The sequence below is a fragment of the Aeromonas sp. R5-1 genome, assembly GCF_040908265.1.
GTDB lineage: Bacteria > Pseudomonadota > Gammaproteobacteria > Enterobacterales > Aeromonadaceae > Aeromonas > Aeromonas caviae.
The window spans coordinates 45,457-59,525 of sequence record NZ_JBFODJ010000033.1; the positions used below are offsets into that span (position 1 = coordinate 45,457).

Below are 14,069 nucleotides of genomic sequence, written 5' to 3' on the forward strand. Positions count from 1 at the left end.
CAACAAAAATGGGGCGGCGAAGGTCAACCCTCGCCGCAATCAATGATTACACCAGCGGCTGGCCGTTGCGCACGAAGGCCGGCTTGGTGACTTTCACGGTGACCTGCTTCTTGCGGATCTCCACCTGGGCCTGTTCACCGATATCACGGGGCACCCGCGCCAGGGCAATGCTGTAACCCAGGGTGGGCGAGAAGGAGCCGGAGGTGATCACCCCTTCCCGTGTCTCGCCGCTCTCGCTGGTGAAGGTGACCGGCATGCCGGCACGCAGCACGCCCTTTTCTTCCATCACCAGACCCACCAGCTTGGGCTGGTTGCCGGCGGCCTTCTGGGCTTCCAGGGCGGCGCGGCCGATGAATTGGCGGGAGGCAGGCTCCCAGGCCAGGGTCCAGGCCATGTTGGCGGCAAGCGGAGAGATTGACTCGTCCATGTCCTGACCGTAGAGGTTCATGCCCGCTTCCAGGCGCAGGGTATCACGGGCACCCAGGCCACAAGGGGCCACGCCGTTGTCCAGCAGGGCCTGCCACAGATCGCATGCCTTCTCTTGGGGGACCACGATCTCGTAGCCATCTTCGCCGGTGTAGCCGGTGGTGGCGATGAAGAGATCCCCGGCCTGCACACCGAAGAAGGGCTTCATGCCTTCGACCGCCGCATTCTGCTCGGGGGTGAACACCTTGGCCGCCTTGGCCTTGGCGTGGGGGCCCTGCACCGCGATCATGGCAAGCTCGGGGCGCTCGGTCACGCTCACGGCAAAGTCGATGGCGTGATGGCGGATCCAGGCCAGATCCTTCTCGCGGGTGGCGGAGTTCACCACCAGGCGGTAGAAGGTATCGGTCAGGAAATAGGTGATGAGGTCATCGATGACGCCGCCTTCCGGATTGAGCATGCCGCTGTAGAGGGCCTTGCCGGGTACGGTGAGTTTGGCCACGTCGTTGGCCAGCAGGTGTTGCAGGAAGGCTTTGACCCGCTCGCCGGTCAAATCGACGATGGTCATGTGGGAGACATCGAACATGCCTGCATCGGTGCGCACCACATGGTGCTCTTCCAACTGGGAACCGTAGTTGATGGGCATCTCCCAACCGTGGAAGTCCACCATCTTGGCACCCGCTTCCAGGTGTTTCGGATGCAATACAGTAGTCTGGATCATCGCTGTGTTTCCTTAAGCGTTCGCGACAACACTCGCAATCCGCCCCGGCTCGTCGGGAACTACGGACCACAAGCTCTGTGCTCGTTCCCGCCCGGGCGGGCAGGAGTGATTCCTTGAACGGAGCGGATTATATGACAAGCGTGCCGGGGCACCGCTCAAAAAAAACTAATCCTCACCCAACTCACTGACACCAGACACTAAGGCAAAAACAGTGATAAAAACAGCCAAAACCGCGCCATTGCGGGATTTAATATTGATTTTTACCGTCCCGTCACAATTTACAGAAAAACGTTTCGCTTCTCGCCAACATTAAAGGCTGACACCCCGAAGGGGCATCTCGCCCTGTCAGATTAGTTTTTTTGTTAAAACCCCGGGGTAATATTAGATTTTTTCACCTTTGGCCAGGGTGGGCAGCTCCCCATCCAGCCCCATGGCGGCCCGGATCATGCCCTGCTTGAGGGGACCAAGACCGTCGACGGCGCGAAGCCCCACCCCGCGCACCAGCTTCTTGAGGGGGTTGCTGCCCGCAAACAGTCGCTTGAGCCCCTCCATGGCCGCCAGCATGCGCGCCGCCTCGCTCTTGCGCCAGCGCTCGTAGCCCCGCAGGTTGGCGAGCAGGCCGATGTCCGCGCCCTTGCCGTGATGAATGAGGATCTGCTCCGCCAGGGCGGCGGCATCCAGCAAGCCCAGATTCACCCCCTGCCCCGCCAGCGGGTGGATGGTGTGGGCCGCATCCCCCACCAGCACCAGGCGCTCGCGGGCAAAGTCGCGGGCGTAGCGGGCGGTCAGCGGAATGGCGCTGCGAGCCCCCTCCACCTTGCACAGCCCGAGGCGCCCATCAAAGGCGGCGGTGAGCTGGCGGTTGAAGCCGTCGTCATCCAGGGCGCAGAGCGCCTCGGCGCGGGCCGCGGGCACAGACCACACGATGGAGCAGAGGTCGGGCTGCCACAGGGGTAGGAAGGCGAGCGGCCCCTCGGGGGTGAAGATCTGGCGCGCCACCGCCTCATGGGGTTCGGCACAACGCACCGTCGCCACCAGGGCGTGATGACCGTAATCCCAGCTGGTGAGCGGGATATCGGCCTGACGGCGCCCCCAGGAGTGGGCGCCGTCGGCGGCCACCACCAGCTTGGCCGAGAGGGCCTGGCCATCTTCCAGCAGCAGCAGGGCGCCCGCTGGCCCGCACTGCAGGCTGGTGGCCCGGGCCGGGGTCAGCATCTGGATATTGCTGGCCCCCGCGATGGCGTCCAGCAGCGCAAGCTGGATCACCCGGTTCTCGACGATGTGGCCAAGGGCCCTCTGACGCAGGCTGGCAGCATCGAAACCGATGTGGCCGAAACTGTCCTGCTCCCACACCTGCATCTTCTCATAGGGCTGCAGGCGGCGCGCCACTATGCCGTCCCAGGCGCCGACCCCTTGCAGGATGTGCTGACTCGCGAGGCTCAGGGCACTGACCCTGTTGTCCGGCGTCTCACCAAGCGTTGCATCGGGCAGCCGGCCTTCCACGATGGCCACCTTGATCGCCCGGTTCTTGAGGGCGGCAGCGAGCCCCAGGCCCACCATGCCCCCCCCCACGATCACCACATCCACATCTTGCATCTGCATTCTCTTGTGTCCTTTCCGGGCGAGTCGCCAGGATCTGCGAGGCGACGCCCACAGGCGTGCCTCTTGCTCGAAATCGTCTTTGCCGCCGGGGCGACAGCGCTTATTGGCCGCACACCTCGTCCACGAATCCCAGGGTGCGGGAGGCGAGCGGTGCCTTGAGCCAGGGCACTCTGCCCATCAGGGAGAGCGCCAGATTGCGGCCCACCACCAGGGGAGCGTGATGGTTTGAGAAGAGCTGGGCCAGGGAGGACGTGAGCCAGACGGTCTGGGCCTGATCGTCCCGCCGCTGCTGCCAGTAGCCGCTTAGCACCTCAAAGCCGCCGATGTCTTCCCCCGCCGCGAGCGCACGGGCCAGGGTCCGGGTCAGCACGTCCAGATCCCGCATGCCGAGGTTGAACCCCTGACCGGCGATGGGGTGCAGCAGGTGGGCGGCGTTACCCACCAGCACGGTGCGCTGGGCCAGCGGGTAGTCGGCCACCGTCAGCACCAGCGGATAGAGGTGGCGCACGCCGGTACGCTCGATGCGCCCGAGGCGCCAGCCAAAAGCCTGCTGCAGACGGGCGAGAAAGGCGGCGTCATCCAGTGCAAGCAGCCCCTGTGCCTCGTCCCGCGGCACGCTCCACACCAGGGAGGAGAGGCCGTCCTGCATGGGCAGCAGGGCCAGCGGCCCTCCATCGGTGAAGCGCTCGAAGGCCCGCCCGGCGGGATCCTCGGCGGTCTTGACGGTGGCGATGATGGCGCTCTGGCCATAATCGTGGCGCCTGACCGGCATCTTGAAATGCTGGCGCACGAAGGAGTGGCCCCCGTCGGCCGCCACCAGCAGCCGGGTGCGGTAGCGCGCGCCGCCCTCCAGGGCGAGCGTCACTCCCGCCTCGTCGGGGTCGATGGCCTCAAGCCTGGCCGGGCACAACATACGGATCTGCGGGCAGGCGGCGATCGCCTCTTGCAGCACGATGCCCGCCGCCGACAGCTCGATCACCTGACCGAGGGCGGGTAGACCATACTCCGCCGCCGACAGCCGGGTCTGGCCACAGTGGCCCCGATCCGACACATGGATATGGGTGATGGGGGAGCAGTGGGGTACCAGGTGCGGCCAGAGGCCGTGACGAGCCAGCGCCTCGCAGGTACCGGCGGAAAGCGCGATGGCACGGGCATCGAAACCGGGATGAGCATTGAGCTCGGGCGCACTCGCCTCCAGCAGCAGGATCTGCAGGGGGGCGCCATCCTGTCCTTTCAGGGCGGCAAGGGAGAGGGCCAGCACGGCACCGCTCATACCACCGCCGACGATAGCCACGTCGACGTGAACCAGATCAGATTGAGACATGAGAAGAGGGCATAGGCGAAAAAACGTGGGCCAATCCTACCACAAAGGTGGCGGACGGGATGCGAAGCCACGGGCAAAAAACCGCTTTGGCGCCATGGGTTAGCAGAGTACCTCCCCTGCTCTCACCCCTTGTAAAACAGAAAGAGCGCCGTGATGCGCTCTTTCATTGACCCGCTGGGCGGGCAGATCAGTGCAGGGTCGGCGGCGTGCTCGGCGCGGCCGGGCGCTTGCCAAACTCCTCGAACGCCATCATGACCCCGAGGCGCACGTGTTCGTAGAGCACCAGGAAGGAGGCTTCGTTCTCTTCATCTTCCTGATCGAACTCGGCAGAGACCTGGGTGATGCTGGCGATGTCCTGAATCATCTCCTGCAGCTCTTCGGATGCCTTGGAGAGCTCCTGTTGGACCACGCCAAAGCCGGCTAGGAAGGCCTGGGACCAGTCCACCAGCGAGTCGATGCGCTCATCGAGCGGCGCCTCGTCGCTTGGCAGCAGCAACTCGACGCCCTTTTGTGCCATCAGGCTCTCGATCACCTCGTGATAGAGGTCGGTCATCACCTGGCGCACCGGTGCCGGCAGACCGAAACCGTCGTTGATCAGATCATTGAAATGGGGCTGCCAGCTTTTGTCGTCCAGGGCCACGCCACCGCACACCAGGCCGCAGATCACGCCATGGGCCTCGACGGCCGTCGCCATGAGGTCGTGCTGTGCCATCAGGTCCGCCACGGCGGCGTATTTCAGGGGGTTTGTTTTGCTCATCTAGGATCCGCTCAAAGTTCAGGCAAATATGCAGAATTTATGGCCGAGATCCTAGCATTCTCCCCCTGCCAGAGCCAGCAAGGCCTTGAAACTTCTGCATCTGCGCTATATAGTCCCGCCCAGTTGTCCACGTGGATAAAGGCGGAAATCAGCCCCGCCGTATTGAGGAAGGCATGAGCATAGAGGCCGTAGAAATCGTCATTCTGGGACGTCCCTACAAGGTGTCCTGTCCCCTGGGACAACAAGATGCCCTGCGCCAGGCCGCCGACCAGCTGACCGACAAGCTCATTGAGCTTCGTCAACGTTCCAAGGTCTCCAGCAACGAACAGCTGGCCGTCATGGCAGCGCTCAATTTCTGTCACGAGCTCTGCCTTGAAAAAGAGAAAAACCACCAATACTCTGAGACCATGGACAAGCGGATCAAGATGCTGCAACGCACCATCGAAGCCGCCTTGATCGAGCACGGACAATACGGTGAATCCAGCGAAGAGGCGCAACAGCCCTAATCGCACCGAGTTTTGAAATTCCCTGGAGTGTTTGTCAGCCGGTTCAAGTCCCCGAGCCGATATTCATACCAAACAGGGGGTCTGCCTTCTGGCTATTGAGCATGCTCGGCCCGACCGAGAAGCCTGCGGCCAGATTAGATCTCCGCCTTGAACCGACGGTTCAAGGGCCCAAACCGGCAACGGCATCTCCGGGGTACCTACCCAAAAAAGCCCGTCATCACGACGGGCTTTTTCTTTGCCTGCGCGGTCCCCCCCCCTTCCACTCCCCTGCGGCGTCTCACCACCCGGCAGGAGGCAATAAAAAGCCCGCCAACGAGACGGGCTCTTGGCCGTGTCAGACGGCCATCTGCTCGTGGGGCGCGCCGTGGTGGCGCAGCCACACAAAGCTCAAGGCCACGATCAGCACCATCACCGTCATGATGGCCCCCAGGGTCACCTGCCCCGTCATCGGGAAGCTGGCGGCCAGCAGGGTTACCACGCCAGCCCCCAGATTCTGCATGCCCCCGAGCACGGCTCCCGCGGTGCCCGCCTGACCCGGGAAGGGCTCGATGGCACAGGAGGTGGCGGTCGGATAGAGAATGCCGCTGCCAATGAAGTAGACCGCAGCCCCGCCCACCAGGGAGGCAGCGCTCACCATGCCGAGCAGCCCGGGTACCAGGATGATGAGCGACCCCAGGGCCAGGAAGGCGATGCCAAGGCGCATCAGCTTGCCCTGGCTCAGGCGAAAACTCAGTTTGGCGGAGAGCCAGGCGCCGAACAGATAACCGGGCAGCGGCAGCACGAACAGCACGCTGACGGTGCGGGCACTCAGCTTGAGCACGTCCCCCAGCAACACCCCGGCCGCCGCCTCGAACACCGCGAGGCCGGCAAAGGTGGCCATCAGACAGAGCAGGTTGCCCTGAAAGCGCGGGTTGCCGAGCACATGACGATAGGCGGCGCCCACCCGCAGCGAATGCTGGCGGGCGGATGCTGGCAGCGTCTCCCCAAACCAGGCCAGCAGCGCCAGGGTGGTCAGGGCACCAAAACCGAACAGGAACCAGTAGCCGGCACGCCAGTTGAACAGCTCGGTGAGCCAGCCGCCCAGCACAGGTGCCAGCAGGGGGGAGAAGATGACCCCCATGCTCACCAGGCTGTTGGCACGGTTGAGCTCGGCACCACTGTAACGGTCGCGCATCACGGTCCGGCTCATGGCGCCCCCTGCCCCGGTGCCCAGCCCCTGGATCAGGCTGCCCGCCAGCAAGGCGGTGAAGCTCGGGATCAGCTGGATGGTGAGGGTGCCGACCAGGAAGATCATCATGCCGATGATGAGCACAGGGCGACGACCGATGCGATCCGACAAGGGGCCATAAACGAACTGGGAGAGGCCGTAGGGAATGAGGTAGCAGGCCATCACCGCCTGCAGCTGGCCGGAGGCCACATGGAAGTCCCCCGCCATCATGGGAATGGAGGGCACATAGAGGGTCTGGGTCATCTGACCCACGGCGACCATCAGAATGGTCAGGAAAAACAGGGGATAGAAGCTGTGCCGATACATACTGTCGTCCGAAAAAGATCAAAAAGCCGCCACCCTCCGGGCAGGGATCTGCAGGAGGTGTCTGACAAAGGTCGTTGAAGAGGAACAAGGCGGAGGACCCGCACCCGCCAGCAGCAGGACGCTCTCTGGCTTGGGATAATCTTAGTGATTCATATCACAAAAAACGAACGAAACTTTATAATCTGCTTTCCCAAGTTTTTCTAATGCGACGGGGCCCAAGGCCCCGTCACTGTCATCTCATCATGGGGGAAGGATTCATCCTGTCCCCTCTTTACCCCACTCTTCTCACCTCGGCCGACGCGCCTTCGAACATGGGGGTACCCGCCTCCCCCAGTCTCAGACAACGAGGAGCAACCTTGTCGGCCAGCCCCTCGTCATGGGTCACCAGCAGCAGGGCGCAGCCTATCTCTCCCAGTTCCTCCAGCAGACAGGCGATGGTCTGTTGCTGGCTCAGGGGATCGAGCCGGGACGTGGGCTCATCGGCGAACAGCAGCACGGGGCGCAGCAACAGGGCCCGGATAAGCGACAGCCGCTGCAGCTCCCCTCCCGAGACCTGGTTTGGCAGGCGTGTCAGCAGCCGTTCATCCAGCCCCAACCGGGCCAGATAGTCGACAAGCCGATGGCGAGGCAGCCTGTGCAGACGCAGCACATCATCGAACTGGGTGGCGAGGCGCACTCGGCTTGCAAAGGCCTGCACCGGATCCTGATAGAGCTTCTGCCAGCGGCAGGGGGCTATCCCTTCCCGGCGCAGCACCTCCCCTTGCAGGGGGCGTTGCAGACCCAGCAGCACGTTGCCGAGGGTGCTCTTGCCCGCGCCGCTCGGCGCCATGATGGCCATTCGCTCCCCTTGCGCCAGGGCAAGGTCGAGCCCCGTGAACAGGGGTTGATCCCCATATCCCATGGCAAGCCCCTTCCCGCGGATGAGCCAGTCACCGGTGGGAGGGACAGCCGCCTCGGGCCAGGCGGAGGGCTCCGCCGCCAGCAGGGCCCGGGTATAGGCATGGGATGGCGTGTGCAGCACACGCTCGGCGGGCCCCTGCTCCACGATCTCTCCTCCCTTGACCACCAGCACCCAGCCCCCCAATGCGCGAGCCAGGGAGAGATCATGGGTGATGGTCAGCAGATGGCGTCCACGGGCCAGGTAGCCCAGCAACAAGGCACCCAGCCTGGCTGCGGCCCGGCTGTCGAGCCCCTTGGTGGGCTCGTCGGCCACCAGCAGACGGGCCTCCCCCAGGGTGGCGGCGGCAAAGGCCGCACGCTGGGCCATGCCTCCCGAGAGCTGGTGTACAAAGGCGCCCTCCCGCCCGGCCAGTCCAAGCCGCTCGAGGGCGGCGCGGGCCCGCGATCGGGCCTCCTTGCCCCCTGGCAGCCGCCCCTCCTCCACCTGGGCAAGCAACCCCATGGTGGGATCCAGCGCCAGCACCGGCTCCTGGGGCAGCATCGCCAGCTCCCGCCCCCAGAGAGTGCGCAGACGAGGCGTGTCGGCCAGGTTGTGATGGCGGCCACCCGACACCATCTCGCCCCGGCCTATCAGGGGGGCTGGCAAGGTCCCCATCAGGGCATGAGCCAACAGGGATTTGCCCGAACCGCTCTCCCCGATCAGGGTCAGGGCGGTGCCGGGATGAATGGTGAAATCCAGCGCCTGCAACAGGGTTTTCTGGCCATCATCGACCTGCAACCCCTTGATATGAATGGCCGTCATGAGGTGGCTCCTTGTGAAGATGGCATGTCAAGGCCGCGCGTCTGATGAAGCAGCACCAGGGCCAGCAACATCAGCCCCATGACAAGAATGGGGGCCAGTAACAGACGGGGAGCCTCCTGATAGTGGGGCAGCGCCTCCGTCATCATCAGCCCCAGCTCGGGCGTTGGCGGCTGAATGCCCACTCCGACAAAGCCCAGGGTAGAGAGGGTTAGAATGGCACCCGCTAGGCCGAAGACCATCATGGTGAGCAACTGGGGGGCGAGCTCGGGCCAGAGATGGCGCCGCACCACATGGGCATGGCCGAATCCCAGCAGACGGGACGCCTCCACCTGGGGCGAGGCGAGCAGCCCCCGGCTGCGGGCACGCACCACCCGGTAATACTCCACCCACTGGGCCATGGCCAACCCGAGATAGAGGATGGCAAAGCCACCCTGGGCCATGGCGGAGAAGAGCAGCACCAGCAACAGGCCTGGCAGGGCCAGCACGCCGTCGGCCAGGCTGCGCAGCAGACCGTCGACCCAGCCGCCGCGCCAGGCCGAGAGCCAGCCCAGCAATGACCCCAACAGCGCCGCCGTGATGACGCACAGCAGTCCCAGCAGCAGGGAGAGCCGGGTCGCCGCCGCGAGGCGCGCCATCAGGCTGCGCCCCATCTGATCCCGCCCGAGGGGCTCCTGCCAGGAGGGATCAGCCAGAAACTGTGCCAGATCCTGAGCCGCCGGATCGGGCCAGAGCACGGGGCCCAGCAGGGCAAACAGCACCACCAGCAGGAGCAGGCCCAGCCCCGTTTTGACAGACAACGACATGATCAGGACTCCTTGGGACCACGGGGGTCAATGGCAAGACAAAGCAGGTCGGTGAGGGTATTGAGCAGCACGAAGAGCACCGCCAGCACCAGCACGGTCCCCTGAACCATGGGGATGTCGCGCCAGAAGATGGCGTGCACCAGCGCATGGCCGATCCCGGGCCAGGCAAACAGGCTCTCGACCACCACGACCCCCTCGATGAGCAGCACCAGCTGCACGCTGGTGTAGGCGATGATGCTGACCCCGGTGTTGCGCAGACCGTGGCGCCAGAAAACCCGGGCCGGCGAAAGCCCCTTGGTGAGGGCAAATCGGTAATAACCGGACTGCACCACGGTGAGCACGCTTTCACGCACCACCCGGGAGAGCACGCCGGAGAGCCCCAATCCCAGGGTCAGGGCGGGCAGCAGCAGGTTGCTCCCCTCCCCGTGCCCTGCCGCACTGACCCAGCCCAGCTCCACCGAGAGCATCACCATGAGCACCAGGCCGAGCAAGAAGGGGGGCAACGCACGCATCAGCACGCTCCAGCCCAGGGTCAGGCGATCACACCATCCCCCCGGACGCAGCGCACTCAGGCTGCCAAGCGGCAGCGCCACCACCAGCGCCAGCACCACGGAGGCGCTCGCGAGCGTCAGGGTGGCGCCCAGGTGATGACCCACGTCGGTGGCGACCGGTGCGCCCGTCACCAGGGAGCTGCCGAGATCCCCTTGCAGCAAGGCCCACAGCCAGTCGCCAAAACGGGCAAGGGCCGAGCCGGCCAGCCCCAGCTCGCTGCGCACCGCGTTGGCCGTCTCGGCGATGACATAGTCATAGCCATAACGACCCGCCGCGATACGAAAGGCGATGTCTCCGGGCAGAGACTGCACCATCAGAAAACAGAGTCCGGCCACCAGCAGGGCAACCACCAGCGCCTGCACCAGACGCTGACCCAGTATCCCCATGACGCGAGACAAGGGTGTCGCTGTCATCGTGCGCTCCATGTCAACCTGTCCAGGCCATAGCTGCGCTCCTGGGGATCGAGTTCAAACCCCTCCAGCCCCCGACTGACCGCCGCGCTCTGGCGGTACCAGGCGATGGGCAGGAGCGGCAACTCCTGTTGCAGTGTCGTGGCTATCTCCCGGCGAGCCGCAGCGGCGTCTGTGGGCGACAAGGCTTGCGTGGCAAGGCGGGTCAGCGTTTGCGTCATGGCCGGGGAATGCCAGTTCATCACCCCCCAGTCCGCACCGGCAGGGGCCAAATCCCCCAGCAAAGTGACCAAGGGATCCGGTACCAGGGCATAATTGCGGGCGTAGAGACCAAGCTGGAGCGAGCCGTCCTGATGGCCCGCCGGGATCTCGCTCGAGTTGCCCACCGCCACCTTGAGATCCACCCCCACCGCCTTCCACTGCGCCTGCAGTGCCGTGGCGAGGAGCGGCAGCTCCGGACGGTCAGGGAAGGTACGCAGGGTCAGGGCGAAGCGCTCTTCCCCCTTGCGCAGCACACCGTCCTCCCCCGGCTGCCAGCCTGCCGCCGCGAAGGCCGCCCGGGCCGCCTTGACGTCATAGGCAAGCGGCGTCAACCCGAGCTGGTGCCACTCCCCCAGAGTGGGAGGAAAGAGCTGGGTTGCCGCCATCTCGGGATCCCGCAACAGGGCGGCTGCCATACCACGACGATCGATGACGAGACTCAGGGCACGGCGCACCACCGGATCACTCAGACGGGGATCGGCGCCATTGAGCTTGAGCTGGATGGTTCGTGGCAGGGTGACCGAGGCGATGGAGACCCGTGACGCCTGCTGCAAGCGGCGGATGCTGACCGGATCCAGCCCCCAGGCGATGTCGGCCTGACCGCTCTCGGCCATCAGGGTGCGGCTCTCTGCACGCCCCACCGTCAGGTAGCTGACCACCTCGATTGCGGGCCTGACCCCCTGCCAGCCGTCGAAACGCACAGTCTCTATCCGCTGGGGTTGTTGCAGGCGGGTGATGCGGTAGGGGCCAGAGCCTATCACCTGGGTTACCTCCCCCTTGGCATCGTAGGCGGCCTTCGCCAGGATCTGGGTGCTGGGATGGGCCAGCACGGCCGGCAGGGAGGCGAAGGGTTCGCTCAGGGTGACCTTCAAGACGCCATCTCCAGATCCGATGGACGCAATGGGAGTGCTGGTCATCACGCCGGGCTTGCGCCAGGCCTGTTGCAGGGCAAAAGCGGCCTGCTCGGCGCTCACCTCGCTGCCATCGTGAAAACGGGCCCCGGGGCGCAATGTGAATCGCCACTGCAGACCGTCATCGCTACGCGACCACTCACTGGCAAGCCCGGGTTGCAGATTGCCTTTCCCATCGACATCCACCAGGGTCTCCGCCACCTGCATGCGAGTAAAGAAGACCCCGTTGCTGGCGGGGTCGACACTGTGGATCTCCCAAGGCCCCACCATGGCAAGCGGTTTGCCGTCGGCTGCAGTCGTTCCTGCCATCAGAGCCAGGGCGAACCACCCGGCTGCGGTGCATTTTTTTGTCATCCTTTCCATCCAAGCTTCATGTTCATCAACCAAAGAAGTTGCGTTATAACATAACAATTAATCAGGAAGAATGACTTTTGATTTTTGATAAATGGCTTATTTGAAAGACAAAAAGCGACTGCGATGCAGATCGTCAAACAACGGGGAGTCAAAGGGGAATAAAAAAGATGGCCCGTCAGGGCCATCATGATGGTGTCAGCGAGTCACCATCTGCTGCGCCCGCTTGACCTGATCCTCGGGGCTCTCATTGCGCGGTGGAATGGTGATGCCCTTCTGGCAGGCGGGCCTGGCTTCCATGCGTGCCATCCAGGCCTGCAAATGCACCAACCCCTCGATGGAGATACCACTCCAGTCGTGGATGCGCACCCAGGGCCAGGTAGCGATGTCGGCGATGCTGTACTCGTCCGCAAGATACTCATGGTGTGCCAGATGACCGTCGAGCACCTCGAACAGGCGTCGCCCCTCCTTCTGGTAACGCTCGATGGCGGCCGGGATCTTCTCGGGGAAATAGCGATAGAAGACGTTGGCCTGCCCCATCATGGGACCGACGCCCCCCATCTGGAACATCAGCCACTGGATGGCCTGGGAGCGGCGCTTGGGATCCTGTGGCAGCAACTTGCCGGTTTTTTCCGCCAGATAGATAAGGATGGCGCCGGACTCGAACACTGCGAAGTCACCATTGTCCCGATCGACGATGGCCGGGATGCGGCCATTGGGGTTGATGGCCAGGAACTCGGGCTTCTTCTGCTCCATGGTCGCGAAATCAAGGGGAATGACCTTGTAGGGCAGTCCCAGCTCTTCGAGGGCAATCGACACCTTGAACCCGTTGGGCGTGGCGGCTGTGTACAACTCTATCATCTTGGACTCCTTGAACGTTCAGGGGAAAGGATCAGGCCTGGGCGCTGGACCGGGCACTCACCCGTTCATGCCAGTCCTGCAAATGGGGCTGTTCGGGGGTGATACGCAGGCCGACCACCTTGCCAAAATCAATGGTACAGAGGGCAAGAATGTCGGCGATGGTGAAGCGTTCCCCCGCAATATAGGGCACCTCGGCAAGACGGGCATCAAGCTTGTCAAACCAGATCTGAGCCTGTTGCTTGCACTCCTCCCCCCATTCGGGGAAGACCCGCTCCCGGTCTTTGTAAAAACCGGTGATATGACGAAACGCCATACCGGTCGGCAGCCAGAGGTTGAACTCGATGAAGCGACTCCACATCTCTATGGTGGCGCGCTCCAGCGCGGTGCTGCCAAACAGGTTCGGCTCTGGGTGGAGCTCTTCAAAATAGCGGCAGATGGCCAGGGTTTCACTCAGACAGGTTCCGTCATCGAGTTCCAGCACAGGAATGCGCCCGGCCGGGTTCTTGGTCAAAAAGGTGGGCGCCAGGTTTTCCCCCGCCCCCAGATCGACCTGCTGATATTCCATCTCGATCCCCTTCTCCGCCAGAAACATTCTGACCCGACGGGCATTGGGGGCTCGTCTCAGCTCATAAACCTTCATGTCACCTCCGTCGACGAACACACAGTGAGCCGCTGCGCAGGCCATAGCAAAGCGGCACAATATCGGTCAGTTATGACAAATATTGTGCCCCTTGAACAGCCCGCATCGAGGGGGAGATGATTAGCTGCTCAGTACCCCTGGTTGGCGCTGGCGCAGCAAGATAAGACGGGAAAGCAGCGGGAAATAGGATTCAAACTTGCTTTGCAGCACCAGGCTGCAGGCAGGATCCGCCAGTTCGGCCTCATCCAGCAGAATACCGTTGGAGACGAAATAAAAATGCGGATCCCTGACATCCGGCCCCTGTGGAGGATGTTCATACTGTCGATGCACCAACAGGGGAAGCACCGGCAATCCCAGTGTACTGCCTCCTGCAGGCCAGAGCGGAACAGGCCAGGCAGCGCCCTCTTCTTCCAGCAGCAGGATCGCCGCTTCATCCTTCAACGGCTGCCACTGCTGGGGCTGCGCCACCCGGACCTCGGTGACATAATCGCTCTCTTCGCTGGCGGCACGCAGTGCGGCCAACACACCCAGAGTCGTCGGCGACGACGGTTTCTGACTGATTAATGACAGATTCATGGCTCATATCCCTATGCTCACCACAGCCTGTTATCCGGCTGTCGCGATAAGACTAGTTGATTACAGGTCTTTATTGGAGCCGTCAGATCTGTCAGTCACCACCCTGACCGAATGAGGGCATAGCAGTTGCTATTC

Annotated in this window: 13 protein-coding genes and 1 other RNA gene; 2 read left to right on the forward strand and 12 right to left on the reverse strand. The window is 63.6% G+C overall.

Annotation, left to right across the window (positions count from 1 at the left end):
• Positions 1-46: 46 nt before the first annotated feature.
• From gcvT to AB5Y64_RS04370, 4 genes are all read right to left on the reverse strand, one after another.
• Positions 47-1,144, reverse strand: a complete 1,098-nt coding sequence (gcvT, locus tag AB5Y64_RS04355; RefSeq protein WP_010675082.1) for a glycine cleavage system aminomethyltransferase GcvT — start codon at positions 1,142-1,144, stop codon at positions 47-49.
• Positions 1,145-1,525: 381 nt separating this feature from the next.
• Positions 1,526-2,746, reverse strand: a complete 1,221-nt coding sequence (locus tag AB5Y64_RS04360) for an FAD-dependent 2-octaprenylphenol hydroxylase (protein WP_368203330.1) — start codon at positions 2,744-2,746, stop codon at positions 1,526-1,528.
• 100 nt (positions 2,747-2,846) lie between these two features.
• Positions 2,847-4,070 carry a 2-octaprenyl-6-methoxyphenyl hydroxylase gene (gene ubiH, locus AB5Y64_RS04365; protein WP_368203332.1) on the reverse strand — a complete coding sequence of 408 codons (1,224 nt, stop codon included), beginning with the start codon at positions 4,068-4,070 and terminating at the stop codon, positions 2,847-2,849.
• A 187-nt stretch (positions 4,071-4,257) separates the two neighbouring features.
• A complete protein-coding gene (locus AB5Y64_RS04370) occupies positions 4,258-4,827 on the reverse strand; it encodes a UPF0149 family protein (RefSeq protein WP_042864005.1) in 570 nt (189 codons plus the stop codon).
• Between the two features lie 173 nt (positions 4,828-5,000).
• Here AB5Y64_RS04370 and zapA point away from each other — a divergent pair, with 173 nt between their 5' ends.
• Positions 5,001-5,333: a cell division protein ZapA gene (gene zapA, locus AB5Y64_RS04375; RefSeq protein ID WP_010675086.1), complete on the forward strand. Its 333-nt coding sequence runs from the start codon at positions 5,001-5,003 to the stop codon at positions 5,331-5,333.
• A gap of 16 nt (positions 5,334-5,349) precedes the next feature.
• Positions 5,350-5,532, forward strand: a non-coding RNA gene (gene ssrS, locus AB5Y64_RS04380) — 6S RNA.
• Between the two features lie 135 nt (positions 5,533-5,667).
• Here the strand turns inward: ssrS and emrD are convergent.
• The 8 genes from emrD to AB5Y64_RS04420 all read right to left on the reverse strand — a co-directional run bounded on the left by emrD (position 5,668) and on the right by AB5Y64_RS04420 (position 13,934).
• A complete protein-coding gene (emrD, locus tag AB5Y64_RS04385) occupies positions 5,668-6,867 on the reverse strand; it encodes a multidrug efflux MFS transporter EmrD (RefSeq protein ID WP_200163622.1) in 1,200 nt (399 codons plus the stop codon).
• Positions 6,868-7,138: 271 nt separating this feature from the next.
• Positions 7,139-8,569 carry an ABC transporter ATP-binding protein gene (locus AB5Y64_RS04390; RefSeq protein WP_244812655.1) on the reverse strand — a complete coding sequence of 477 codons (1,431 nt, stop codon included), beginning with the start codon at positions 8,567-8,569 and terminating at the stop codon, positions 7,139-7,141.
• Entirely contained in the window at positions 8,566-9,372 is an 807-nt protein-coding gene (locus AB5Y64_RS04395) for an ABC transporter permease (protein WP_171865238.1), read from the reverse strand. Before AB5Y64_RS04395 ends, AB5Y64_RS04390 begins: the two co-directional genes overlap by 4 nt.
• Before the next feature lie 2 nt (positions 9,373-9,374).
• The gene (locus AB5Y64_RS04400; RefSeq protein WP_171865236.1) at positions 9,375-10,337 is read right to left on the reverse strand and encodes an ABC transporter permease; all 963 of its coding nucleotides are present in this window, start codon (positions 10,335-10,337) and stop codon (positions 9,375-9,377) included.
• Entirely contained in the window at positions 10,334-11,860 is a 1,527-nt protein-coding gene (locus tag AB5Y64_RS04405; RefSeq protein ID WP_368203337.1) for an ABC transporter substrate-binding protein, read from the reverse strand. Before AB5Y64_RS04405 ends, AB5Y64_RS04400 begins: the two co-directional genes overlap by 4 nt.
• A gap of 195 nt (positions 11,861-12,055) precedes the next feature.
• Positions 12,056-12,718, reverse strand: coding sequence for a glutathione S-transferase family protein (locus tag AB5Y64_RS04410; RefSeq protein ID WP_039038751.1), 663 nt, complete (start codon positions 12,716-12,718; stop codon positions 12,056-12,058).
• Between the two features lie 31 nt (positions 12,719-12,749).
• A complete protein-coding gene (locus tag AB5Y64_RS04415) occupies positions 12,750-13,358 on the reverse strand; it encodes a glutathione S-transferase family protein (protein ID WP_226044089.1) in 609 nt (202 codons plus the stop codon).
• Positions 13,359-13,478: 120 nt separating this feature from the next.
• On the reverse strand, positions 13,479-13,934 hold the full coding sequence (locus AB5Y64_RS04420; RefSeq protein ID WP_183149834.1) for a hypothetical protein: 456 nt from the start codon (positions 13,932-13,934) through the stop codon (positions 13,479-13,481).
• Positions 13,935-14,069 lie beyond the last annotated feature (135 nt).